This window comes from Anabaena sp. UHCC 0187 (assembly GCF_009712035.1).
Lineage (GTDB): Bacteria > Cyanobacteriota > Cyanobacteriia > Cyanobacteriales > Nostocaceae > Dolichospermum.
On record NZ_VILB01000004.1, the window covers coordinates 20379 to 46315 of the forward strand.

The following is a 25937-nucleotide window of genomic DNA, read 5'->3' on the forward strand; positions in this document are numbered from 1 at the left end:
CCGTTCTTGCCATTAACATAGTTCTAAATCTTTCTATGATTTCTGGTGTCGCTTGGGTAGTTTGCCATGATGGACGGATAAGTAAGCGATCGCACCAAGCACTCAGTTTTGGATATAATTGAATTGCTCTAACAATCTTTCTATAGTGGCATTATGATCTAAAAAGGAAAATAAATGCCTGTAGATTAATCTCCCATCTTTATCTAACACAAATTGCGCTGGCAAAGGCGCTCCTAATGCTTGTCCAGTATTATAATTACGGAATGTATGGCAACTAGAATCACTTAATAATGGCATTTTTAAACCCAAATCTTGCACGATTATTTGACTTTGCTTTTTGTCGGTACTAGTAATTAATAAAACTTCAATTCCCCGATTTTTAAACTGTTCATAGTTCTCATTTAAAGCCTTAATATGGGGATAGCAAAATGGGCAATATTGCTTTTCTGTAAAAATTCTAGTAAAAGCCAGTAATACAGGTTGTTTACCGCGAAAATCAGATAATTTGACTACAGTATTCTTAGTAATATCCGATAATTTAAAATCCGGTGTTCCTACACCTAATCGGAAATTATCTAAGGCAGGTATGGGTAAAAAATTATGAAAAAATCGCTCATTAAATAAGCCTGTAAAATCAGTTGAAGTCAGCATAAAAAATAATTTGTAATTCGTAAAATTATTCCCGATTCCCAATTCCCAATTCCCTAAATAGCAGAGAAATAAATTTTAGACTTCACAGGATCAGGATTCATCGTTTTATCACCAGGTTGCCAATCAACAGGACAAACTTCATCAGCATGAGATTGCACATACTGAATTGCTTGTAAATTTCGCAGAGTTTCATCAACACTGCGACCAAAGGCTAGATTATTGATAGTAGCGTGTTGAATGATGCCATCTTTATCGAGAATAAATAAACCACGTAAAGCAATACCGGCTGCGGTATCAAGAACGTTGTAAGCAGCGCTAATTTCTTTTTTGATGTCAGAAACTAAGGGATAATTTAAATCACCCACACCACCGGATTTACGATCTGTTTGAATCCAAGCCAGGTGAGAAAATTCACTATCAACGGAAATACCAAAAAACTCTGTATTTAGTTTGCTAAATTCTTCATAACGATCGCTAAATGCTGTCACTTCAGTTGGACAAACAAAGGTAAAGTCTAAGGGGTAAAAAAACAGAACAACGTATTTACCGCGATAATCAGACAATTTAATGGATTTAAACTCCTGATCTACCACGGCTGTTGCTGTAAAATCGGGAGCCTGTTGACCAACGCGAAGCCATCCTTCTGTTCCATAGCTGAGAGTCATTAACCTAATTCTCCTTCAACTTCATACTTGTATTCATTATTCAGTGCAAGTATATCTACTAAGATTAACTTACGTGTTAATACTACTATTATTTAATTTTGAAAATCCCAGCGTCTTTAAACACTGAGATTCTTGGCTCAAGGACGGACTGGAAAACCCAGCGGGAAACCTTTTGAGTCTATATCCAATGCCTATTTAGCTAGTTATTAGCATACTTGCCAAGTATCTTAGCTAAGTCTGGTACCGCTTCTTCCACGTGTTTTTTAGCAGAATTACGGAATTTATCATAGGTTCCTCGGACAACTTGGCGCTTGGTATTCTTGATCCTTGCGTCAGTAACACCCAGCAGCGCGTCCGCAGTCTGAGAGCTATTAGCGATGAGATATTCTACTGGTTCGCCTTGCTTCATTCCTTCACTCCAAATGGGGTCAAGGGAGGTGAAGCATGGTGGTAGGAGGGATTCAACGACATCCGGGATATACCCTGGTTTAACGCCCTTAAGGGCAGCAAAGGCAGCTTTCAGGGCAATGCCGCTCACGCCTGACTTAGATGCTATCTGTAATTCTATCATCTTGCAGCAGTCTTCTACGATCAATACCTTGTTGTTAGAATTCAACATTTCGTCGCTCAGTCCCATCTCGATTCTCCTAAATATCAAATTGCTTGATTTATCAGTTTCTAATTAGTTTCACTTCTGACAACAATAGTTCCGCTAAAATAAGAGCATACAAAAATTTTGTCAACCCTAGCAAAATAACCTTCATTGATTAGTCATTAAGTAGCCATCATGAACTGTGTACACCATTACCCATGAAACAACTTCTTATTCCCCTCTCGAAGAGCGGGGAGGGGTTAGGGGAGGGGTCTTATTTTCAAGTCAGGTTTTGAAAAAATAGTCAAAACTTGATATGATCTATAGGTAATTTGCTCACAGCATTGGTTAATAATATTCAGGAAATTGCGGGCGTGAATATATCAGAATGGTTACTGACTAATGGCTTGGGTAGTTTTGCCAGTGGTACTATTTCTGATGTCCGTACCCGCACCTATCACGGTTGGTTATTTGCTACTACAAATCCACCGTCAGAGCGAAAACTTTTGCTTTCTCACTTAGAAGCAAGTTTAGAAGTTGGTGAAAGGGTAATAGCACTGGGAACAAATTTCTGGAGTAGTGGTGAAATTGATCCCCAAGGCTATAAAATGTTGTCTTCTTTCGAGCTTTATCCTCTTCCTAAATGGACTTGGGGTAAAGAGAATTGGCAGTTAACTAGACAGTTGATTATGCCCTATGGTTTGGTAGAAAAAGAGTCTAGTCCATCTATATCTTTTGACCAAAGGCTGTTAATTCAGTATCGGTATGAGGGGAAAGAATCAGCAGTTTTAAAGTTGCGGTTATTAATAGGAGATCGCGATTTTCATCACCAACAAACTCATAGCCAAGAATTACATTTTTCCCAATTATTGGGCAAACAAGAAGTTTGTCTACAAGCAATTAATTCTGACCAATTTGGTACACCTTGGCATCTCCGGTGGACACAAGGAGAGTATAAAGCGGATGCAGTTTGGTATTGGAATTATGGCTTATCAGAAGAGACAAAACGAGGATTAGGTGATCGGGAAGACCTTTACAGTCCTGGATATTTAACTGTTCATCTCCAACCAGGAGATACTGTCACCCTCGAAGCAAAAGTAGGTTTACCTAACTCCCTACAAACTATACTTTTACCCGAAAGCTTTGCAGAAGCAGTAGATAAAGAACAAGAAAGACTGACACAAATTTTTAGCCGAAGTCAAAATCAAGAAGAATCATTTCATTTTCTATCACCGACTAAACAGCAACTTATCAAAGCCGGTGATCAGTTTATAGTTTATCGCGCTTCCATTGCTGGTCCTACCATCATTGCTGGGTATCACTGGTTTAATGATTGGGGTAGAGATACCTTAATTGCCTTACCAGGATTGGCACTTGTTCCCCAGCGATTTGACTTAGCAAAAGGAGTGTTAAATACTTTTGGGCTTTATTGTCGTCATGGGCTAATTCCTAATGCTTTTCCTGATCGGGATGGCGAACCTTTTTATAATAGTATTGATGCTACTCTGTGGTGGATTGAAACTTTAGGGCTTTACTTAGAAGCAACCGCAGATTGGCAGTTTTTAGCCGCACAATTTCCCATTGCCCAGCAAATTCATAAAGCCTTTGTCGGTGGTACTCGCTATAATATCCAAGTTGATGCTATTGATGGGCTAGTAAGTTGGGATACCTACGGTGTAGCTTTAACTTGGATGGATGCTGTAGTTGATGGATTACCTGTTACACCCCGTCGCGGTAAACCAGTGGAAATCAATGCTTTGTGGTATTCAGCATTATGTTGGTTGAGTCAGTGGGCTGAAAAATTGAGTCAATTGGATGTTGGTGATGCTGTCCGTCTATCTAAACAGGGACAACGTTATGCTCAACAAGCAGAACAGGTAAAAGCCTCATTGCAACAATTTTGGCATCATCAGCTAGGCTATTTATACGACACCATTGAACCAGATGATCGCCGTAATTCCCAGATTCGTCCTAATGCAGTTTTAGCCTTATCACTACATCATTGCGGTTTTTCCCAATGTCAAGGACAACAGGTTTTGGATTTGGCAACTGCTAGGTTACTTACACCCTATGGCTTGCGTAGTCTTGATCCTCAAGATCCGCAATATATAGGTAAATATGAAGGCAGTCCTCACAAACGCGATCGCGCCTATCATCAAGGTACAGTTTGGAGTTGGCTAATTGGTGCTTATATCCGCGCTTGGCAACGTTTTTACCCAGAAAAGCCATTACCTTTTGACTGGCAACCATTATTAGATCACTTTCTCTATAGTGCTTGTCTTGGCTCAATTTCCGAAATTTTTGATGGTGATGCACCCCATCCACCCAGAGGGGCGATCGCTCAAGCTTGGTCTGTCGCTGAAATCATTCGTCATATTTAGCAAATCACGAATTGATGAGACAAAAACTTTAAATATCATGAATTTTCCTGTTGAAATTGTTCAGTTCGGAAGTTATTATGTATGGTAATAAGGTGCAATTCGTAAATATGAAGATAGTCTAAACAATAAAAATAATTCAAAAGACACAAATTCAGGAGTTAATCAATTTTGGTTTGAGCATTATTATTCTCCTTTCTCATGTTGATAATACTGTGGGATATTAACCTCATTGAGATAAATCTTGAATTCTTTGTTGATAAAATTTCTATTCAACTTTAACCGAGCCGAGTAAACAATAACAATATGTCTTACGTATCCCTTTTGAGAAACATACCAGAACTCCTCAGCCAACCAACGGGAATAGCTGCTATAGCCTCCCTTGGTATCCACGGTGCTATTGCTTTAATTGTGCCATTTATGCCAGCGAACTCTGGTGCATCTTCAAAGGCTGACTCAGCAAAACCCGTGGGAATCATGGAATTGAGTGCGGCTGATCAAAGCCGATTACCACAAGCCCCCAATACATCCCAGTTAGCATTGCAGCAACCTCAACTACCGCTACAGCAATCACTTCCGGGTTTTAATTTGGGCAACCCATCAACGATCTATCCTGCTGTACAACCAGAATTATCTAGTCAGCCAGTATTACCAGCTATTCCTAGCTCACCAACCAATTATAACCTCTCTTATCTGCCCAGCCGACAATCTATTCAGAGATTGACTGGTAACAATTTACAAACTCAAATTTCTAGATTACCAAGCAGAAGTACATATAATCCTACAACTTCTCCTTTTGTCCATGATCTAGATAGAAAAATCCGAGAAACCGAATCCCTAGGTATTAATAGGTTGCCAGAACTTCGGCAGAATAATGAAATCCCTGGAGAACCACTCATTAATCCATCCGCTGAACCTATTGATATTGGCAGTACAACAGTAGCGGGAATTTCACCACCACAAACAATCGAAGCAGAAAATAATGCCGTTAAAATTCCTCAAGGTGGGGAAAAATTAGCTCTTGCAGATACTTCTAGCAGAAAATTACCAGAAACCCTCCCCAGTCAGCAGGAATCAACAGGTAAAAAAACGGATCAATTACTGGCTAAACTGAACTCATACAACACTCTCAGACAAAATATTCGCCAAGAATATCCGAATGTCAAAGAAAAAGGGGTAATTCGTGAAACCATCTCTACAGATACATCAGAGATGGAAGGTACAGTTTTGGGTAGATTGGTTGTAGATCCAGATGGTAAAGTTTTAGATATTAAGTTCCAAGAAGGAACAGGATCTCCAAAATTACAATCTAAAGTTCGGGAATTTTTCAGCGCTAATCCACCTCAAGCAGATAAGCGGCTAACTAGTTCTTATTCTTTCCAACTGAAGTTCCAAAATAATCAGAATCCTTCTGGAGTGAGTTCTAAGATCAAACCTTTAGAAACTCCAAATGGTGAAAAAGTATTTACACCCCGAATACAACCGTCACAAACTCCAAATCCTGAAAAAGTATTTGTCCCCCAAGATGCTGAGAATCGCCCGGAAAGTCCATCAGCAAATACTCTTAATCCTGTGCCTTCAGCAACGCCAACCAATAATCCATCTACTGTATCTACTGAGTCTAATCAACAACTCATCCAAAAGTTACGTCAAATCAAGGAAGAGAGAAAAAATTCTCAATAATCATCTGTCAGAGGTTGTTTGAAAAGTATTAGATGAAACCGATAATATCGAGAAACCTAACCCCCCTTCCCCCTTCCCTAGGAGGGAATGGGGGTTTCAAAGCCTCTCCCCGCGTCGGGGAGAGGTTTGGAGAGGGGTTTATCTATACATTAAAAACTTTTCAAACATCCTCTCAGATGGTAAGGGGTAAAGTTAGCTTTATCAATTACCAATTCTGATAGATCCAAGTTAATTAAAAGACCGCAGAAATATCATAAATGGACTGGATTACCCTCCTGCGATCCCTACAGTCTGACTTTCTTAAAAGGTTAACATCTGGTTGTCTACTCCACTGTGAAATAGAAAGCCAACATAGTGAATTAACTATTATTTCCGGTGATAGATTAAAAACATTACGGGAATTTTGCTGGTTGATGGCGGAAAAATATAAACGCACTTCCCCAGTCCGTGACGTTTTTATTAATAATCTGAAAGGTAAATTAGGTGAAGAAGTTGTTAAAGAACGATTAGCTGATTTTATTACGGAAATAGATTATGAAAAACGCTTTGGTGGTGATGGTAAAAGTGATTTTACTCTCACCGCTAATTCTTTGGTAGGTGTTGAAGTCAAATCTCGTCACGGTAGTATTGATAGAGTGAGATGGTCAGTTAGTGCCGAAGAAGTGGAAAAGAATGCGGTAATTGTCTGTATTTTGATTCAAGAAGAAGTTAATGAAGCGCAATCTGCATATCACCTTTTTTTAGCTGGATTTCTGCCCACTCAAATGATTAAATTGAAAACTGGAAAAATTTCCTTTGGTATTAATCAATTATTATATGGTGGTGGGTTATTTTCCTATTTAGAACAGTTTCAAGTTTCCCAAAATTCTCATAAATCTTATTTATCTCAAAATCAATTTATTAAATCCGAATCTACTCCTTATTTAACTCTCGGTGATGAATATTTTCAAAAAGGGGAGTATGCAGCCGCAATTAATAGTTATAATCAAGCTTTACAGCTTAATAATCATGATGCTGAAATTTATTATAAACTAGGTTTAGTTAATTATCAATTAGGTGATTATCACACAGCAATTACTAATTATAGTCAAGCAATAACTATTAATATTAATTATGATAAAGCTTACAACCAAAGAGGTTTAGCACATTATCAAATAGGTAATTATCAAATAGCTATAGAAGATTACACCCAAGCCATTAGAATTAATCCTCATCTTGCTATTCATTATAAAAACCGTGCTGATGTTCGTTCTCATCTTGGTGATAATCAAGGGGCAATAGAGGATTATAATCAGGCAATTAAGATTAATCCTCATTATGCAACAACCCAGAAGAATAAACAAATAGCTCGTTATTTATTAGATAATCAACAGCAATTAAAGCAAGTAATCAATATTGATCCTGATGATGCTATAGGTTATAAAAATCGTGGATATAATCGGGCTGAATTAGGAGATTATCAAGGAGCAATTGCCGATTATAATCAAGCAATTAAAATTAATCCTGATTATATTGATGCTTATTATTATCGAGGTAATGCTCACTATGATTTAGGAAAATATGAAGCAGCAATTACCGATTATACCCAAGCAATTCAAATTAATTCTCACTATGTTGATGCTTATTACAATCGGGGAAATTCCCGGTTAGAAATTGCAGATAAACAGGGAGGAATTGAGGATTTTCATAAAGCAGCAAATTTATATTGGCAAGAGGGAAAATTGGCAAAATATAAAGATATACAAGCTAGAATTATAGAATTAGAAATAGAAGCATCTTTAGATATTTTAAATTTCTAACAATTACATTGGAGTCAGGAGTCAGGAGTCAGGAGTCAGGAGTCAGGAGTCAGGAAGAAAGAAGAAAGAAGAAATAAAGAAAGAAGAAGTTTCATGAATATCTACGGTATACTAATACGAAAAGTTGATACTTCTAATCTCCTTTTCTGTTGCTGGATCAGAAAAAGTTTAATGAAAATCAATTTACTCAATGGTAGATCAGAAATTCATAAACTTTATGCTTTTCTTGATGAAAACTTTTTAAATCCTACATCTGGGTTAACATTTTATGGGTTTGGGGAATCACACGCACGGATTTAACAAATCGCTTCATTAAAACTTGCCATTCTAAAACCTGCTCTGGAGTTGGTGCGAGCATGGCCACAGAACTAAATTGTTGAGAAGGCGTTAAAGGTGTCACAGGTTGTAAAAATACCGGAATATCCTGACTTACCTCCGCAACTAGTAAAGCTGCCCGTTCCAACTCTTCAACAACTGTACTTTGAGAGACAATTATTTTTACAAATACCTCTAACTTAGTGTTAGAGCATAGTTGAAGAAATTTTGTATGTTCTGCCCAATAAGTTTCACCACTTACACTGGGTAATTTCAAATCCATCCCCACAGAGTCTAAATAGGGGATAATTATTTCCAACTGTTCTGGGCGATGTCCGCCAGTTTCCAGATAAATTGGTAAACTAGTAAGTGATCGCACCGCTGGCAGAAATTCCGCCAAAAATGGTGCATGAAGCAAAGGCTCTCCTCCAGTTAAGCTAATGCTATCGTGGATGTATGGGAGGTTTTGTCTGGCAATCCATTCTAGTAATATAGGTAATTGAACAGGATTTGAATGAACTTCAAAATCCCGTAATCCAGGAGAACACTCAATTCGGCAAGTAGGGGGTGCATTCCAAGTATGGGCGCTGTCGCAAAAATGACAACGCAAATCACAAAAAGCAAAGCGAATAAAAATCTGACGTGTTCCGACGTTGAGACCTTCCCCTTGAATGGCAGAAAAAACTTCAATCAGGCGTGCAGTAGAGTTAACTTTATTTTTAGTAATCATATGATCATAGGAAGTAACGAGTTAATTCACCTATTCACAACGGCAAAAATCTTGGGCGTTTCTTCTATTGTGAAGCTTTCTTGGTGATATTCTCGCTGATCTTTAAAAATCTACCAACTTGTACTTCATCATACAGATTAAAAATAAGGTTAATTGTGTTTTTAAGACAAAATAACGTTTAGCAGATTAGATTGTAGATGGCAACTAAAGTGCAGAGCTTCATGAGTAGCCAACCCATATCAGTAGATTTTCCAATTACTTACCTAGAAGGCGCGGCAATCTTGCAGGTGCCAGTTCGGTTAACCGTGATTGAGGCTGTAAGTTTTAAACAAACTTGCCAAAACTTAATCCAAGCAGATTCACCACCGGGGCAAATTTTCATTGATTTCCAAAATACTACCTTTATGGATAGTAGTGGTTTAGGTTCTCTGGTGAGTAACTTTAAAAATTCTCAAGAAAAGGGAATTAGTATTGTACTGCGTCATGTCACGCCCCAAGTGATGGCAGTCTTAAATCTGACGGGACTAGATCAGGTGTTTCCCATTGAGTCTCTTCAGACTCTAGCACCAGTGCTAACGGATCAACCTCCAGATACAGGAAAAAATAATTCTCGAAAAGTAGATCCACTCCCTCAAACTCATCCTTCTGTGGCATCTTTGATGAAACGGCTGATTGATATTGTTGGATCATTAGTCGGGTTAGTAATTACATTTATTTTATTAATTCCCATAGCGATCTCCATTCAAATGGATGATCCTGGCCCAATTTTCTTTAAGCAAACCCGTTGTGGTTGGATGGGTAAGCGTTTTGCTATTTGGAAATTCCGGTCTATGTGTGTAGATGCGGAAGCTAGAAAATCCCAAATCAAAAACCAAGTAGAAGGTGCTTTCTTCAAAAATGACAATGATCCCAGAATCACTAAAGTCGGCAACTTCTTACGCCGTACCAGTCTCGATGAACTACCACAATTTTGGAACGTCCTTAAAGGTGAAATGAGTTTAGTCGGAACTCGACCACCTACGCCTGATGAAGTAGAACGCTATGAAGTCCCAGAATGGCAACGTTTAGATGTTAAACCTGGCATGACTGGTGAATGGCAAGTCAATGGACGCTCTAAAGTGCGGAGCTTTGAAGATGTGATTCGTTTAGACCTACAGTATCAGGAAAATTGGAGCTTAGTTTACGATTTAAAGTTAATTTTCAAAACGATAACCATTTTGTTTAATAAAAACAGTGGGGCTGTTTAGTTAATTTTTATTGCCTGGTCATAGGCATACTCAGTAAGCAGCGCTAGAATTTGCCTATTTAATTTACCCAAGCTTCCTTTTGGCTTGGGTTTATTTTTGTGGTTCATAAAATACAACAGCTTTCAGCGGTGAGCGGTGAGCCATAAAACCCTTGTGGTGCAGGCATCTTGCCCGCTACGGGTGTACCTGATTCATGCAAAATTTACTGTATCAAAATTTACTAAATCTTTAACGAAAAGTTACTGAAAATAAAAGAGTCTAAAAAGACAATATAATTATGTATACCTTACTCACTTAACAAGTGAGATTGAAAATTAAGTATTGACTTTCGTTAAACGAACCACCAGGGTATTCTGATAAATTTTGTTATGCGAATTTTAATTTACTCCTACAACTATCACCCCGAACCCATTGGTATAGCCCCACTCATGACTGAGTTAGCAGAGGGACTAGTCAAACGTGGACACCAAGTCCGTGTAGTTACAGCTATGCCTAACTACCCCGAACGACAAATTTATGAGGAATATCGAGGTAAATTTTATGTGGACGAAAATATTAATGGTGTGCAAATTCAACGTAGTTATGTATGGATTCGTCCCCAACCAAATCTTTTAGATCGAGTATTGTTAGATGCTAGTTTTGTTGTTACCAGTTTCTTTCCCGCCTTGATGGGTTGGCGACCGGAAATAATTCTTTTAACTTCACCATCTCTACCAGTCTGTATTCCTGCGACTTTCTTAGGCTTCTTACGTTCCTGTCCTGTAGTCCTCAACTTACAAGACATTTTACCAGAAGCAGCAGTGGCGATGGGTCTACTAAAAAATAAATTACTGATTAAAGTATTTACAGCCTTAGAAAAATTTGCTTACGCTTCTGCGAATAAGATTAGTGTCATTACCGAAGGGTTTGCTGATAATCTAGTCGCTAAAGGTGTACCAGCCCAAAAAATTGTGCAAATTCCCAATTGGGTTGATGTCAATTTTATCCGTCCCTTATCCAAGGAAGAGAATCCTTTCCGGGCTATACATAACCTCAAGGGGAAATTTGTAGTTTTGTATTCTGGTAATATAGCCTTAACCCAAGGTTTAGAAACTGTGATTCAAGCCGCTGCTAAACTGCGAGATATTCAAGATATTGCCTTTGTAATTGTGGGAGAAGCCAAAGGTTTACAGCGATTACAACAGGAATGTTTAAACTATGGTGCAGATAACGTTTTATTATTACCTTTTCAAGCCCGTCAAGAGTTACCACAAATGTTAGCTGCTGCTGATGTTGGCTTGGTGGTGCAAAAGAAAAATGTGATATCTTTCAATATGCCATCAAAAATCCAAGTGCTACTGGCCAGCGGTAGAGCCTTAGTAGCGTCTGTTCCTGAAAATGGCACTGCATTTAAAGCCATCAAAAAAAGTGGTGGTGGGGTGTTAGTTCCCCCAGAAGATCCTCAAGCTTTAGCTACAGCAATTTTGGATTTATCTCAAAATCCTGAAAAGGTGAAAGAATTAGGGGATAAAAGTCGCCAGTATGCGGTTGATTATTATGCTTTTGAGCAAACCTTAAATCAGTATGAGACATTATTTAACTCAATGACAGCAAATGGTAAAGCAATCAAGTCTTCAACCATCACCAAACAGGAAGTTTAACAAAATTTGGCAAATAAACATGAGGACTTATATAGCAGCCTGCATTGTGCAGATTGCAGTGTAGGATATGTTACTATTCAGAAAAAACCTATTCACACAATTGCAGTTAAGTTATTTGTTAGATATTTGTAAGTAAGTTGAACAAGTAGTTCCTTCCATGAAAAAAGCACTTGAGGTTGAATGACTGAATCTTTTTCCAGAAATTTCCCATTGACACAGAACCCTGTGAACAGACCTAAAACTGCCACAGAAGCTACGAGCCACAATTTAGCTCTAACCATTGCCGAAGCAGCTTTAGACCGCAAAGCTGTAGAAATTATCTTGCTCAACGTGGCAGAGATTTCTTCCCTGTCTGATTACTTTGTGATGATGACCGGTTATTCTAAGGTCCAAGTTAGAGCGATCGCTGACGCAATTCAAGGACAAGTTGACATTGACTGGCAACGACGACCGATTAGAACAGAAGGAAAAGCGGAAGGAACTTGGGTATTGCAAGATTATGGTGATGTTATCGTCCATATCATGATGCCAAGGGAACGGGAGTTTTATAATTTAGAAGCGTTCTGGGGACACGCGGAACGTATTTCCATACCAAGCTCCGATAATATTGGGGGTTAACCAGTATGACGCGATCCTCCCTGGAGAATTGCCCTGTTCCTACAGAACAACAACCGCTAAACGAGTACGAAGAGTTAAAAAATGCTTGGCTATTTCGGGATAGTACCTTAAGCTTAAGCCACTACACCAAGAAGATTTTTTGGGTTTGGGCTTGGTCTTGGTTGGTAGCCGGACCTGTAGCAGCAGCCAGTTTTCCGCCACAAAAACAGATTTTTAATTTTCTCCTTTGTGGATCTGGTGCTGCTAGTGTAGCTGTAGTGCTGGTATTGGTGCGTTTGTATTTGGGTTGGTTCTATGTGCGCGATCGCCTTTACAGTCCCACCGTATTCTATGAAGAATCTGGTTGGTACGACGGACAGACTTGGACAAAACCCCAAGCAGTCATTAGCCGCGATCGCTTAATTGTTACCTACGAAATCAAACCCATTTTCCAACGCTTGCAAATTACCTTTGCTGTCTTGGCTCTCACGTATCTTATTGGTACTATAGTTTGGCATTTCTTGTAAATAGTCATTGGTCATTGGTAAAACAACTGACAACTGACAACCGACAACTGACAACCGACAACTGACAATTCACAACATAGATATAAACCCATGATAATGGGAAAACGAACTCAAGCCGCAGCATTGGAAGTCCGGTTGCTGCGGGAAGGTATTATCGAATCTCGGCATATAGTCCAGGCTGTGGTTAGCGACGACAGGGGACGGGTACTTTCCGTTGCTGGTAACGCTGAAACTGCTACATTTGTCCGTTCTGCCCTCAAACCATTTCAAGCCCTGGCTGTCACCAGTACAGGCACAATGGAACGCTATGGTTTGAGCGATAGAGACTTAGCCATTATCACCAGTTCCCACAAAGGCAGCATGGAACAGGTGAGACAGGTATTTAACATCCTGTGGCGGGCAGATATTGACATAAATGCTTTACACTGTCCAATCCCTCAAGGCAAACGTAGCTCTCTAGAATATAACTGCTCTGGTAAACACGCGGGAATGTTAGCTGTTTGTCAGCAACGCCATTGGCCGTTAACTAACTACTTGGATCGTAAACACCCAGTCCAGCAGTTAATTATCTCCAAAGTAGCAGAATTGCTGCGAATGCCCGCAGAAGAATTTCTCACGGCCCATGATGACTGTGGCGCACCCACATATCTGATGCAGCTTAGTCAAATGGCCTCTTTATATGCTGTGTTGGCTTCTAGTAATAGCGTGGATATGGAAAGGATTGTTCGCGCTATGAACCATCATCCCACGATGGTAGCTGGAGATGGAGAATTCGATACAGAGTTGATGCGTTTAACTCCTAGCGAATTGGTTAGTAAATCTGGGGCGGAAGGGGTACAATGCGTTGGCAGACTTGGTGAAGGTATGGGATTAGCTATTAAGGTTATGGATGGCTCAAAACGCGCTAAATATGCCGTAGCTATTCACATCCTCCAACAAATGGGTTGGATTAGTCCCAGCATTGCCCAAAGCCTCTCCGAAAAGTTTATGAACCTAGGGAAATACAAGCGTTTGGAAGTAATTGGAGAATTATCGCTTTTGTAGTTGACAAACTTTTGACTTCGCGCTATATTAAAGGAGTCGAGAGAAACGCGACACAAGCGACGCGGGATAGAGCAGCCTGGTAGCTCGTCGGGCTCATAACCCGAAGGTCAGTGGTTCAAATCCACTTCCCGCCACCAAATGAAAAAAATGAGTCCCTGTAATCTGAAAAGGTTGCAGGGATTTGTTTTATGAAAAAAAGAAGTCATAATTTCATCTCGTTCCCAGTCTCTGACTGGGAATGCTATCACAGAGGCTCTGCCTCTACTATATCTTGAAGGCAGAGCCTTCTGTAATTCATTCCCATACAGAGTATGGGAACGAGAAATTAATTTGCTTTAACTGACTGCTATAGAAATCAACTACTCACAACAGGAACGAGGGGATAAAAGTCCGGAATTGAGGCGAAATTCTGCTAGGTATGTTTCTAAAATCTGAAATTGGGAAATATTCAAGCTGTAATAAATCCAGCGTCCTTCTTGACGGGAATTTACTAAACTTGCTTCTTTGAGGGTTTTGAGATGAAAAGAAAGTTTTGACTGATTTATTTTTAAAGCATCACATAAGTCACATACACATAGTTCGCGCTGACGCAGGAGTTCTATAACACTGATTCTAATGGGATCTGATAGGGCATGAAAACCCGATACTATTAAATTGTGAGTGGCAATTGGCATTATTTTAAATTGAAGCCTAATTTTTATCTTGTGTAGTGTGGTGCGCTATAGACATCACTTAATAAACTGAACTAGATTAGAGAAATTTCTTTATAATCACTAGATTCAGTTGTATTGATAATAGAACAAATTTTATCAACTTGTGTCCGAATTTTTGGCCATGAAGTTGACAGTAAAACAATAATTGCAATTTGGCGTTCGCTCAAATTCTGTTGATAACGCAAATTCTGATCCGTTGTAACAAGTATTTTATATCCTTTATTTTCAGCAGCTTTTAGTAAATCTCCATTTGATAAATTAGACCATCCTTCTTCATAAGCTGTTGTTACAGAATGGTTTATTAAATATTTTCGTAGTGGTACAGGAGTTCCCTGATCAAAAAGAATTTTCATATCTAAGCAGCTAATTTTTCAAGCTCATAATTAAGTACAGCTTCAACTTGCGATCTTTGCACAGGTGGAAACCATTCCAAAAATTCATCTACTGTTGCACCATCACGTAAATTTTCAAATAATGCAGCAACGGGAACTCTTGTTCCTCGAAATACCCATGCACCACTTACTTTATCAGGTTGTCTTTCTATAGCATCTAAAGTTTCCCATCCTTTCATCGCTTATTCCTCTTTGGTAAATGGAAAAGTTACACTTGGATTAATTATAAACTAGCAATTGTCAGAATCAGGATATCCAGGATTTGAGGATTTTCAGGATGTGATTGTTAAATGTTCCCTCAGTAAATTAGACTAGATTCTAGTCGGTTTTAACCGACTTTGGCTTTGAGACAGGGAATTTATTCCCTGGATTATTAAAATAATTTAATTTTTATGTATTTAATTTAAAAAAGTATCAGAAAAATTAATAAAACAAGTATTGACAATTACACTTAAACATAGTTGCATTGGTATTGTAAGCGTCTTGTTTATGTCCGTGTTTTCAATATTAGTTGTTTTTACTTTGATAGTTAAAGGGTTAATATGTCTTCCAAACAATTCCAATCAGCACATGGCAGTATTTACAAACTCGGTACAAGGCTTTTAAAATATATTGAGGAAATTCGCCAAAGTCGTCTTAGCGAAGGTGATGATACCAAAAGTTTAGAAAGTGTAGAAAATAATATAAATAAAGCATTAAACGCCCTAAAGGAACAAAAATATCAAGTAGCTGTTATTGCAGCTATGAAAGCTGGTAAAAGTACATTTCTTAACGCTGTTATTGGTGCAGATGTTTTAGCTAGTGAAACCGCAGCTTGTACTATTTGTCGTACTGATGTCCGTCACATTCCCTCTAATCAAGATTCCAGACTGTTAGAATATCAAGCAGGAGCAAGAAAACCCATTGTGATAGCTGAAGGGGATGAAGGAGAAATTCAACACAAATTTTTACTGAGAACCCGTAAAATTAGAGAAACCGGAAATCCTGATAATACCATCCGGTTTGAAATAGAACATCATATAGAAGCAATTAGTGGACTTTCTTCCCTTGATGGTTTTACCTTAGTAGATACACCTGGACCAAATGAATGGGAATCAGCTAATTTTAACACAGTTGCATTAAAACAAACAGCATTAGAAGCATTAAGAACTTGTAACGCCATTTTATTTGTTTTAAATTACGCATCTTACAAAGATAGTGCTGTTTCTGACTTATTTAAAGAGGTCTTAGAAAATCGCCAGGAAATTTTAGAACAGGAAAAAGGTAAGATTTACTTTATCCTTAATAAAGTTGATCAGAAAACTGAAAGAGATAGAGAAATTGAAGATGTAATTCAAGATTTACAACGGGAATTATCTAATTTTGGTTTTCCCAACCCCATTATTTATCCTGCAAGTTCCAGACAAGGATTATTAGCAAAATTAATTCAACAACAAAAAGCTACAGAAAGTCAAACCAAAGACTTTAAAAAATTCTTTAGTGCGAGATATGCAATTGAAGATGAAGAAGGAACTCAAACTATTCCAGCACCTCGGAAAATAGCACCACAAGCATTAATAGATAGTGGTATTCCTACTATTCAAGAAACAGTCATTGAAACTATTACTAAAAATGCAGGTTGGAATCTTTTGAGTGATGTTTTAGCAATAATTGATAAATCAGCTAAAACAGTTGAAGATACTCTCAACACAAAAATTAGTGGTTGGGAAATGGATATTGCATCATTAAAGAAAAAAATTGAAGAATACAAAAAACGTTCTGATAATGCTAGAAGTAAAGTAGAGAATGTAAAAAAGTCCGTAGATAGACAAAAACAAATACTCATCAATGGTTTTAGTCAAGGTATTGATATATTTGCAGAAGAAACTAAAGCAGAAATTCAATATCAAATTGATCAAATTGCTGAATCTCAATCTACAAAATTATCTACCACCCAAAAAGTGAAAGCTCATCGCTCACCAATTATGAAGACAAGTCAAAATATTGATTGGGGTAATATTGGTGATATTGTTGCTGATGTGGGAGGCGGTATTTTGGAACTTTTTAGTAAACGTTTGGGAAGTATATTTAAAGCAGGTGTAAAAGGAGGTACATCTTTACTGTCATCTCTTTCTAAAGAAACACCTCAAGTTTTCAATTCTTCTTCAAATGATGATATGGGTGAAATACAAAAAAATTCTGATCCATATATCATTAGAGTTCGCAGTAAAAATGAAGCTGAGAAGATTAGTAAAACAATTAATGAATCTTGCGCTTCTCTAATTCAAAAGTTCTGGTTAGATACTCAAGATACATTGGTAAGAGATGGTACTAATATTCGTGAAATTCTGGCTTTGAAAATTGAAAATGATATCCAAGAGATATCAAATGAACTATCTGATTATCTGGGGAAAGAATTACAAGTCAAATTAAATATTAATAAAATTCAATTTCCTAAATTTGAATTTCCCGGTATTGACGCAAGAATTAAACAACAGCAAGGAGTATTTAAAAGGACAAAAACAGAAGAGAAGAAAAAGTGTTGTTCTGAAGAAACTTACACTGTTAGTATTCCGTCTGAAGAAAAAGGAGAATTGCATGAAGTATATTTACGTGAAACAACAAAGTTAATTCATCAAAAAATTGATGAACAAGTTTTAAATAATCGAGAATTACTACAAAGGGTGATTGAAAAACAGATTGCAGATGATTTCAAAAAAGCGGAACAACAAATTAATGAGTATATTAAGAAATTTCAGGATGATTTTGATAGTCTACTAAAAAAAAGAGAGACAAAAGAAGCAGAATCAGATAAAATCATTAATAGCTTGAATCTGCAAAAAGAGAAATTGAATGAATATCTACAGGAATTAATATTAATTCGTCAATCTCTCAACAGTTGGAAACCTTAATCGTAAACCTGAAAACTGATTTTACTTACCTATGTCAGAAAATTTCAACTTGGAAAAAGCATTTTCTCTATATGTAAGATTATCACTAATTTAAACAGATTTGAGGTGATTGGTAATTGGTGATTTCCCCCTATCCCATATCACCTTAATGATCACGCAGAAACAGAAACTTCCGACTGATAGCAAATACCCGCTTCCTTGAATCTTTGTAAAGCTTCACCCAAGCGATCGCAATCTGCAATTAAACTAATTCTCACATAGCCTTCACCACCCACACCAAAGGCATTTCCAGGAGTCAGAACCACCCCAGTTTGCTGTAAAACATTTAAAGCAAAATCTGTAGAATTCATTCCCACCGGACATTTTATCCACAAATACATAGTTGCTTCCGTTTTGGGAATATTCCACCCCAATTTACCCAAACCATCAATTAAAAAATCTCGACGGGTGCGGTAACGTTGTTGAACTTCATGTAAATAAGAATCAGGGAGACTAAGGGCAGTTTCTGCTGCTGTTTGCAAAGCCGAAAAAATGCCATAATCTAAATTGGTTTTGAGAGTTCGCAAACCTTGGATAACGTGACGATTTCCCACCACAAAGCCAACGCGCCAACCTGCCATATTATAGGTTTTAGAGAGTGTGTGAAACTCTACACCAATCTCCTTTGCACCAGGAATTTCTAATAAGCTAGTGGGTTGATAACCATCAAAAGCTAATTCTGCATAACATAAATCATGGACTAAAAGGATTTCATACTTCCGCGCAAAGGCCACAATTTCTTCAAAAAATTCGCGGGGGGCAGTTGCAGCGGTTGGATTACTGGGATAATTGAAATAGAGGATTTTCGCTTTTCTGGCTACTTCGTCAGGAATAGCCGCTAAATCAATTAACCAATTGTTTTCTTCCTTGAGAATTAAATTATGGATAACTCCCCCAGCAATAATCGGACCACGAAAATGCACAGGGTAAGATGGTGAAGGTACTAATACAGTATCACCAGGATTAATATAGGCGATCGCTAAATGCCCCAAACCTTCCTTAGAACCGAGTAACGGTAAAGCCTCACTATCAGGATCAAGAGTCACACCATAACGGCGATGATACCATTGGGTAATAGACTTACGGAAACTAGCAGTTCCTTCAAATGGGGGATAACCGTGATTAGCCGGATTTTGCATAGCTGCTATGGCTGCATCTATGACTGGTTGAGGTGTGGGGCCATCAGGATTACCCATACCCAAATCAATTAAATCTAATCCCTGTTCTCTAGCCTTAGCTTTTAATTCGTCCAAACGGGCAAACACATAAGGCGGCAATTTTTGTATCCGTTCTGCGGGAGAAATCCAACTTAAACTCATTCTTTCACCTCGAAATAGGGAACAGGGAGGGGGCAGGGGGTAGGGAGCAGGGGGCAGGGGGCAGGGGGAAAATAATTTACCTATTACCCGTTACCAATCACCAATTACCCATTTTTAACTTTTAATTTTTAACTTTTAATTGATTTGGTGCAGTGGTGGAAACCATTGCGGCCATCAAATGTTCCAACGCTACGTTAAAGGGTAAACGGTGGATATCGGAATTAGGTTCTAAACTAATTTCTGCTGCTGTTTGTAACTCACCTAGAGTGATATTACCTAATCCCAAATCTGCTAATTTTTGGGGTAATCCAATCTCTGCATAGAATTTCAATAATTGCTGTCTTGCTGACGCTGCTAATTGATTTCCCTGGATCATTTCTTCTAACCGCAGTTGTACCAGGATACCATAAGCGACCTTTTCCCCGTGAATACTCCCATGTCCAGAAAGATGGGTTAAGCCATTATGGACTGCATGGGCGGCAACTGTGCGACATTGCGCCCCTCCTAGTCCCCCAATTACACCAGCTAGGAGTACAGTTGCATCTACAACTTGTTGCCAAACTTCGCTACCGGGAGACTGTAAAGCATCAGCAGACTTTTGTAATAAAATATCTCGTAAAACTCGCGCTTGTTGGACTGCGGCAATAATGAGAGTTTGTTGTAAATGTCCACTACTCACTGAGGCTTCATACCATTTAGCGATCGCATCCCCAATTCCTGCTATTAATGTTCTTTGGGGTGCAGTCTGAATTAAATCATAATCCAAAATTAGTAAATCAGGACAGCGAGATAAAGTCACATCATACAAAAACGCCCCCGTCTCTGAATAGACATTAGAAAGGGCAGTCCAAGCCGCACAGGTAGCCCCAGAAGTGGGAATGGTCACAACGGGTAATGTCAATTGGTGGGCGACTAATTTAGCCGTATCCAGGGCTTTACCACCGCCAATCCCGATAATCAGATCAGCTTTATGTTCTTTAGCCGCTTTGCGTAAAGTCTTCAAACTAACTTCACAACAATCAGCACCATAAGAAACCAAAATAGGATGCAATTCTGAAGATTGGAAAAGAGGTTGTAAACTCTCTTGACTCAGATTGAGAGTCTGATTTCCAGCAATAATTAACGGACGAGTTCCCAAATTAGCGACTTCACCCGCAATGGTTGATAACACACCCGCACCGCGAATCACTTTTCCAGGGGAAACAGAAAGGCTGAAGAATGAGTTAGGGGTTTGGGTAGATAAAGTTTCAGTAGAATGTTGATTAGGCATGATCTCTATTTTGCCAAAACTATTGATATTTCTTAATCAAATTTTAAAATAATCCTTATTGTATTGTATATAGCAAAAAAATTGTGTAATAGGGAACAGGGAAAAATATACAGCAGGAGGAAAGAGGTAGGGGAGCAGGGAGCAGGGAGCAGGGGGAAATAATTTGCCAATTACCAATTTACTGTCACCTGTCACCTGTCACCTGTCATCTGTTACCTATGAAGCTGTAGGTTTTGGTAATGAGGCAAACTTGTCTAGATAAACTTCTACTGCCATTGCTGGGTCTTCACGACTGACTAAAGTGCGGTTGACTTGACCCAAGTACAGGGGTACAGATAACCCGATTTCTGGGTGGATAATGGTGCGGGCGCGGACTGTTAATTGCTTGTTTCCACCGCTACCTAAGCGACCATAGGAATAAAGGTTACTAGCTGCTTGACGTAAAGTGGCTTCTAATTCTGTGGGAGTGATTTGTGGTGTGACTGCAATTACTGTTTGGTTAGAACCGTTGTCATAAACTAGGGTGTACTTGACAGCACCGGGAATAATTGTGCGACTCAGGGGAACGAGGGAAAGTGAAAATAACCCCCCTGTCAGTACCAGCATAAAGCCAGTTGCACCCACCAGCCGAAAGCGAAAGCCCCATTTGAGAATGAAAGCCAAGATTGTCAGAACTGCAAATACTATTGTCGCAATACCACACCATTCGGTGTATTGCAGAAAATTAGCTGTACTAGGCATAAGGTTTTAATTACGGACATTCCCATTTTACCTATTGTTTACACCAGTATTGCAGGACGGAATAAAAAAAGAAAGATTGTTAATTATTTTTAATTGCTTTTTATGAATCATTGCCATCTATAATAGCCGATTATGTTACCCTTTTTCCGATATTCAAGATTTGTGACAATTACCTATTAACAATGTTAAAAAAGTAGTAGTTTGATTATGGAAAATTCTCCAATTTTCTCGAAGTCTTTAAACTTTCAAGAAGATTATCCATGTCCAGTATGTCGCATTGGTAAAGTTTCTCAAATGCCGATGATGGAGTCAATGTATTGTGATTTTTGCAACGAAATTTTTACAATCAACTTAGAACTACAGCAAATCAAAATGCCTTCCAGAGAACCAGCATTAGTTTGGAAATGGAATGGATTTAAGTGGACACAATCCCAATTAGTTGGTGTAGATTTAGGTTGGGGTTATGGTTTAGCTGCCATGGCTTTTATTATTTTACCAACTACTTTAATCGGTGTTACCGCATATTATTTTCCCCCTCAGTCTCATGTTCCCCTTTCATGGATTCCATCTATTTGGACAGGGCTAACTTTTATATCGCACTTAGCAATTATTGTTTGGATTTTTATTGAAGTTTATCAGATTCCCTTTATAGCATATTGGCGAGGGATAACTCGCTGGCGAGATGAATTAATTAGGTAGAAAAATTTGGACAAACATGAGGAAATACTGGTATCAAAACCAAGCTGTAAATAATTTTGCGGTATGATCTTAATAAAGCAAAAGTCAGAGTTAAAAGGATAGCAGTAGCAATCAATCGTTATACTGAACAAATGACTGCATAAATCATCATTTGTTCAATTATTATATTAATATTCACGAATACACCATGACGAGCGAACTGGAGCGGTACTACAGAATCTTAGAATTAGAGCTAGGGGCCACACTCGAAGAAATTAACCAGGCTTATAAAGATTTAGTGTTTGTTTGGCATCCGGACCGCCTCCCCAAAGATAACCTGCGTTTGCAAAATAAAGCACAGGAAAAGCTAAAATCATTTAATGAAGCTCGTGATAAATTGCGCTCTTTACGAGATAAACAGCCTACTCCCTCTTATTCTCCACCACATCACACGGATAAATCCTCCTCTACCCATGCTTACTCACCACAGGCAAATTCAGATTTAAGTGGTAAAGATTTTAGCCGCGCCAATTTGAGTAATCGGGATCTATCAGGAAGAAACTTGAGTTATGCAAATTTAAGCGGTTCTAATCTCAGTGACACTTTTATGCACAAGGTGATTCTCAGAGGTGCGGATTTGTCAGAAGCCAATTTATTTAGAGCTAACTTACTGTTAGCAGATTTAAGAGATGCCAATTTACGCTCGGCAAATTTGATTGGTGCGGATCTTAGCGGTGCTGACTTGCGGGGTGCTGACTTGACAGGAGCGAGAATTCGTTCAGGCGATCGCCTGCTGGTAAAATTGATTGGTGCTAAATTAGCTGGAGCTATCATGCCTGATGGTATAATTCATACCTGAAAACAATTCCCAGGGCTAAAAAGCAAGTTAGCATTACCTATAATATACAAAACTTAGTAATATTGCTTGCTAACTAGATTACCAGTGAGTAACATAGTAGTTAATAGTCACTAAAAATAATAATATAGCCATGCTCCATGATCTGTGAGAGAATCTACTTCCTGCTCGTTGACTCCATAAGTCGAGTTTACATACAAAATAGGAATGCTATGTTAACAAAATTTAATTATTAATGTGGCTTCCTCCTAGCGTTATATAGCTAAATAGGCAGAAACAACAAGTTAAACTAATACCTATTAGTCAAAAAATCTGTATTCCTGTACTATTGATGATTGAGCGGTAATTGTTAAAAATAATTTATTTTAGTTCTATTAATGATCATGAACATTGCAATTATTGGCTGTGGTTATGTGGGTTATGCAGTTAGCAAATATTGGCAGTTAAACAGTAATTTCAAACTAACTGTAACTACAACTAGCCCAGAACGTATCCCCACCTTAGAAACAGTAGCACAAAGAGTTATCGTCACTTCAGGTAATGATTCAGAAAGTCTCAAAGCCGTATTAAAAAATCAAGAAGTTGTCTTATTAAGTGTTGGTGCAAAAAATGCAGATTCTTATGAAGAAACTTATATAAATACTGCTAAAACTTTAGTTTCTATTTTACCCCAATTCCCTAATATTCACCAAGTCATATATACAGGTAGTTATTCAATTTATGGAGATAGAAATGGTGTATGGGTAGACGAAGAAACTCCACCCGCGCCAGCTAATCGCAATTCTCAACTACTACGCAAAACAGAGGATATATTATTATCAGCAAATAATGATAATACCCGTGTTTGTATTTTACGTTTAGGGGGTATTTATGGACCGGGTAGAGAACTGGTAAAAATATTTGGTAGAGCCGCAGGAACAACCCGTCCCGGTAACGGGGAAGATATCACCAATTGGATTCATCTTGATGATATTGTTGGCAGTATAGAATTTGCCCGTGAGCATCGCTTACAAGGTATTTATAATCTTGTAGATGATAGTCATCTCACAAATAAAGAATTACTTGATAATGTGATGACAAAAAATAATTTACCTCATGTTACTTGGGATGCAGATAATAAAAATACCCGCCCATATAATGCCTGGGTGTCTAATCAAAAACTGAAAGATGCAGGATATAAATTTATTCATCCTCGCATAATTTTTTAGTTACTATTAAAATTGCCATCATGTCATCATCTACAGTCAGCAACAAAACAGCCTCTCCAACCCAGTATTATACTTGGGGAAAATACCGCTGTGCTTACGAAATTCATCAACCTCTCAATTCTCCTGCAACGGGCATTCCTTTACTTTTAATTCATCCCATTGGTGTCGGATTATCACGGCAATTTTGGCAGCGATTTTGCCGAGAATGGTATGATAAAAATCACCAAAATCCTATTTACAATCCCGACTTATTGGGATGTGGTGAAAGTGATATGCCAGCCTTAGCGCATACACCAATTAATTGGGCAAAACAGTTACAATATTTCTTGCAAACTGTGGTGAAACAACCCGTGATTATCGTCGTGCAAGGAGCTTTGTTACCAGTTGCCATTGAATTAGTGAAACTGGAAAAAGACTTAGTTTCAGGGTTAGTATTATCTGATCCTACATCTCGTCCCGTTATTACTAAAAATGCCCCTAAATGGCAACAAAAACTACTTTGGAGTATTTTCACATCTCCTATAGGTAATGCTTTTTTCCGCTATGCCCGTACCCGCAAATTTTTGTATTCTTTCTCGGTTGAAAAATTATTTGCTGTCCGTGAAAATGTTGATGACGAATGGTTAAATACGCTCATGGCAGATGCTAAAAACATGAAAGGGCGTTATGCGGTATTTGCTTTTTTAGCGAGATTTTGGCAAAGAGATTACAGTAGTGATATTGCCTCAATTCCCCAGCGAACATTATTAGTGGTGGGAGAACAAGCTCGCGGTATTAGTAAAGAAAGCAAACCAGAAGCTCCCGATGAAAGATTAGCATATTATCTGAATTGCTTACCTCAAAGTCAGGGAGTAAAAATCATTGGGAAAAATGTCATGCCCTATGAATATACTCAGGCATTCGTTGAGGCTATATCACCATTTATCGCTGCTATTTCCCATAATTAAGATGGGATTTTTAATGGCCATTGCTATTGAAAATTTCAGGATTTATGCACAGTAGGAGTTAAGCTGATTAAATCATCAATATTCCGTTTCATAGTTTTACAAATTGCGTCTAAAGGTAAGTCATTTTCATCATGTCCAAAGGGATTTTCTATTTCTAACCCAATGGCTTCAATCCCTAACAAAGTAAAGCTAATCAAAGCAGAAATTAACCCAGTCCACCAGCCAAGACTCTGGACTATTTGAAATGGTAAAAGGAAGCAGTATAGTAATAATAATTGTTTGAGGTGAATAGAATAAGCTAGAGGTATTGGTGTTTTTAAAATTCGTTCACAAGCACCTAAATTATCTACCAGCATATCCAATAATTTTTGCATAGATGCTAGTTGATAACTATTAATACAATTACGGTTATATTGCTGTTGTAAATAATCGCTAATCCAGAAAGCCACTTCTAAAGGAGGATTATTCATAATCTTGAGAGTGATATATTTAGAATCTGGCATTAATGCTTCTAAATCACTATTTATAGGTTCACCTCGTAAATGTAGTTTTGTGGATACTCCAAAAGCCACAAGTAAGTTTAAGGCATCAATTTTATTATCTTTATCTTCTGGTTCTTTTTCATCAATAGATACCCAAATTTGTCTGGCTAAATTACGGATAGTATTGACTATTGCACCCCAGCATTTTCTCCCTTCCCAAAAGCGGTCATAAGCTGTATTTGTGCGAAATACTAATAATAAACCTAAAACGATACTGGGAATAACAGTCCCTAAAATTGGTTGGGAAACGGGTACTTTAAAATGATAAAGTATAGAAATTAATACTCCAAAAGCACCACACAAAAGCACCCGTTTGTAAATAGCAGCAATGACTGAACCTTTGACTTGTAAAGCGATTTCAAACCATTGCGGTTTTTTCTCTACCATAAAATCCTCTAATATATTGAATATGAGATAAAATATACAGGCAACCGCTACACCTGCCAATACCTAATTAACGTTTTAAAATATTA

General features: G+C 38.1%; 24 protein-coding genes and 1 tRNA gene. 14 read left to right on the forward strand and 11 right to left on the reverse strand.

Annotated elements, in window-relative coordinates:
- Positions 1–102 precede the first annotated feature (102 nt).
- From FJR11_RS03830 to FJR11_RS03840, 3 genes are all read right to left on the reverse strand, one after another.
- On the reverse strand, positions 103–651 hold the full coding sequence (locus FJR11_RS03830) for a peroxiredoxin (protein WP_168502398.1): 549 nt from the start codon (positions 649–651) through the stop codon (positions 103–105).
- A 53-nt stretch (positions 652–704) separates the two neighbouring features.
- Positions 705–1316, reverse strand: coding sequence for a peroxiredoxin (locus tag FJR11_RS03835; RefSeq protein WP_168502399.1), 612 nt, complete (start codon positions 1314–1316; stop codon positions 705–707).
- A gap of 199 nt (positions 1317–1515) precedes the next feature.
- Complete coding sequence (locus tag FJR11_RS03840) at positions 1516–1953, reverse strand: hypothetical protein (protein ID WP_168502400.1); 438 nt, start codon at positions 1951–1953, stop codon at positions 1516–1518.
- A 329-nt stretch (positions 1954–2282) separates the two neighbouring features.
- Between FJR11_RS03840 and FJR11_RS03845 the strand changes: the two genes are divergently transcribed.
- From FJR11_RS03845 to FJR11_RS03855, 3 genes are all read left to right on the forward strand, one after another.
- Positions 2283–4289 (forward strand): amylo-alpha-1,6-glucosidase, encoded by a 2007-nt coding sequence (locus FJR11_RS03845; RefSeq protein ID WP_371417447.1) that lies wholly within the window; start codon positions 2283–2285, stop codon positions 4287–4289.
- A gap of 303 nt (positions 4290–4592) precedes the next feature.
- A complete protein-coding gene (locus FJR11_RS03850) occupies positions 4593–5969 on the forward strand; it encodes a hypothetical protein (RefSeq protein ID WP_168502401.1) in 1377 nt (458 codons plus the stop codon).
- 257 nt (positions 5970–6226) lie between these two features.
- Positions 6227–7768, forward strand: a complete 1542-nt coding sequence (locus FJR11_RS03855; RefSeq protein ID WP_168502402.1) for a tetratricopeptide repeat protein — start codon at positions 6227–6229, stop codon at positions 7766–7768.
- Positions 7769–8015: 247 nt separating this feature from the next.
- Here FJR11_RS03855 and FJR11_RS03860 read toward each other — a convergent pair whose 3' ends face one another.
- Entirely contained in the window at positions 8016–8813 is a 798-nt protein-coding gene (locus FJR11_RS03860) for a 7-carboxy-7-deazaguanine synthase QueE (protein ID WP_168502403.1), read from the reverse strand.
- Positions 8814–9010: 197 nt separating this feature from the next.
- Between FJR11_RS03860 and FJR11_RS03865 the strand changes: the two genes are divergently transcribed.
- The 6 genes from FJR11_RS03865 to FJR11_RS03890 all read left to right on the forward strand — a co-directional run bounded on the left by FJR11_RS03865 (position 9011) and on the right by FJR11_RS03890 (position 14005).
- Entirely contained in the window at positions 9011–10060 is a 1050-nt protein-coding gene (locus FJR11_RS03865) for a sugar transferase (protein ID WP_168502404.1), read from the forward strand.
- A gap of 368 nt (positions 10061–10428) precedes the next feature.
- Complete coding sequence (locus FJR11_RS03870; RefSeq protein ID WP_168502405.1) at positions 10429–11700, forward strand: WcaI family glycosyltransferase; 1272 nt, start codon at positions 10429–10431, stop codon at positions 11698–11700.
- A 180-nt stretch (positions 11701–11880) separates the two neighbouring features.
- Positions 11881–12318 (forward strand): ribosome silencing factor, encoded by a 438-nt coding sequence (rsfS, locus tag FJR11_RS03875; RefSeq protein WP_168502406.1) that lies wholly within the window; start codon positions 11881–11883, stop codon positions 12316–12318.
- Positions 12319–12323: 5 nt separating this feature from the next.
- Positions 12324–12824: a CGLD27 family protein gene (locus FJR11_RS03880; RefSeq protein ID WP_168502407.1), complete on the forward strand. Its 501-nt coding sequence runs from the start codon at positions 12324–12326 to the stop codon at positions 12822–12824.
- Between the two features lie 90 nt (positions 12825–12914).
- Positions 12915–13868: an asparaginase gene (locus FJR11_RS03885; RefSeq protein WP_168502408.1), complete on the forward strand. Its 954-nt coding sequence runs from the start codon at positions 12915–12917 to the stop codon at positions 13866–13868.
- A gap of 60 nt (positions 13869–13928) precedes the next feature.
- Positions 13929–14005, forward strand: a tRNA-Met gene (locus FJR11_RS03890).
- Between the two features lie 222 nt (positions 14006–14227).
- On the opposite strand, the gene FJR11_RS03895 is transcribed toward FJR11_RS03890, so the two are convergent.
- The 3 genes from FJR11_RS03895 to FJR11_RS03905 all read right to left on the reverse strand — a co-directional run bounded on the left by FJR11_RS03895 (position 14228) and on the right by FJR11_RS03905 (position 15152).
- Complete coding sequence (locus FJR11_RS03895; protein ID WP_168502409.1) at positions 14228–14542, reverse strand: helix-turn-helix transcriptional regulator; 315 nt, start codon at positions 14540–14542, stop codon at positions 14228–14230.
- Between the two features lie 71 nt (positions 14543–14613).
- Positions 14614–14934: a DUF5615 family PIN-like protein gene (locus tag FJR11_RS03900; RefSeq protein ID WP_168502410.1), complete on the reverse strand. Its 321-nt coding sequence runs from the start codon at positions 14932–14934 to the stop codon at positions 14614–14616.
- 2 nt (positions 14935–14936) lie between these two features.
- On the reverse strand, positions 14937–15152 hold the full coding sequence (locus FJR11_RS03905) for a DUF433 domain-containing protein (protein ID WP_027404792.1): 216 nt from the start codon (positions 15150–15152) through the stop codon (positions 14937–14939).
- Between the two features lie 363 nt (positions 15153–15515).
- Here FJR11_RS03905 and FJR11_RS03910 point away from each other — a divergent pair, with 363 nt between their 5' ends.
- Positions 15516–17864, forward strand: a complete 2349-nt coding sequence (locus FJR11_RS03910) for a dynamin family protein (protein WP_168502411.1) — start codon at positions 15516–15518, stop codon at positions 17862–17864.
- Between the two features lie 152 nt (positions 17865–18016).
- On the opposite strand, the gene FJR11_RS03915 is transcribed toward FJR11_RS03910, so the two are convergent.
- The 3 genes from FJR11_RS03915 to FJR11_RS03925 all read right to left on the reverse strand — a co-directional run bounded on the left by FJR11_RS03915 (position 18017) and on the right by FJR11_RS03925 (position 21233).
- Positions 18017–19222 carry an aspartate aminotransferase gene (locus FJR11_RS03915; protein ID WP_168502412.1) on the reverse strand — a complete coding sequence of 402 codons (1206 nt, stop codon included), beginning with the start codon at positions 19220–19222 and terminating at the stop codon, positions 18017–18019.
- Positions 19223–19343: 121 nt separating this feature from the next.
- Positions 19344–20492, reverse strand: a complete 1149-nt coding sequence (locus FJR11_RS03920) for an iron-containing alcohol dehydrogenase family protein (RefSeq protein WP_168502413.1) — start codon at positions 20490–20492, stop codon at positions 19344–19346.
- Between the two features lie 216 nt (positions 20493–20708).
- Positions 20709–21233, reverse strand: a complete 525-nt coding sequence (locus FJR11_RS03925) for a Ycf51 family protein (protein ID WP_168502414.1) — start codon at positions 21231–21233, stop codon at positions 20709–20711.
- A 207-nt stretch (positions 21234–21440) separates the two neighbouring features.
- On the opposite strand from FJR11_RS03925, the gene FJR11_RS03930 reads away from it, so the two are divergent.
- The 4 genes from FJR11_RS03930 to FJR11_RS03945 all read left to right on the forward strand — a co-directional run bounded on the left by FJR11_RS03930 (position 21441) and on the right by FJR11_RS03945 (position 24922).
- Positions 21441–21932 (forward strand): hypothetical protein, encoded by a 492-nt coding sequence (locus FJR11_RS03930; RefSeq protein WP_168502415.1) that lies wholly within the window; start codon positions 21441–21443, stop codon positions 21930–21932.
- Between the two features lie 187 nt (positions 21933–22119).
- Positions 22120–22770 (forward strand): pentapeptide repeat-containing protein, encoded by a 651-nt coding sequence (locus tag FJR11_RS03935; protein WP_168502416.1) that lies wholly within the window; start codon positions 22120–22122, stop codon positions 22768–22770.
- 380 nt (positions 22771–23150) lie between these two features.
- On the forward strand, positions 23151–23975 hold the full coding sequence (locus FJR11_RS03940; RefSeq protein WP_168502417.1) for an SDR family oxidoreductase: 825 nt from the start codon (positions 23151–23153) through the stop codon (positions 23973–23975).
- A 20-nt stretch (positions 23976–23995) separates the two neighbouring features.
- Complete coding sequence (locus FJR11_RS03945; protein WP_168502418.1) at positions 23996–24922, forward strand: alpha/beta fold hydrolase; 927 nt, start codon at positions 23996–23998, stop codon at positions 24920–24922.
- A 35-nt stretch (positions 24923–24957) separates the two neighbouring features.
- Here the strand turns inward: FJR11_RS03945 and FJR11_RS03950 are convergent, their stop codons facing one another.
- Positions 24958–25851 carry a bestrophin family protein gene (locus FJR11_RS03950; RefSeq protein WP_168502419.1) on the reverse strand — a complete coding sequence of 298 codons (894 nt, stop codon included), beginning with the start codon at positions 25849–25851 and terminating at the stop codon, positions 24958–24960.
- Positions 25852–25937 lie beyond the last annotated feature (86 nt).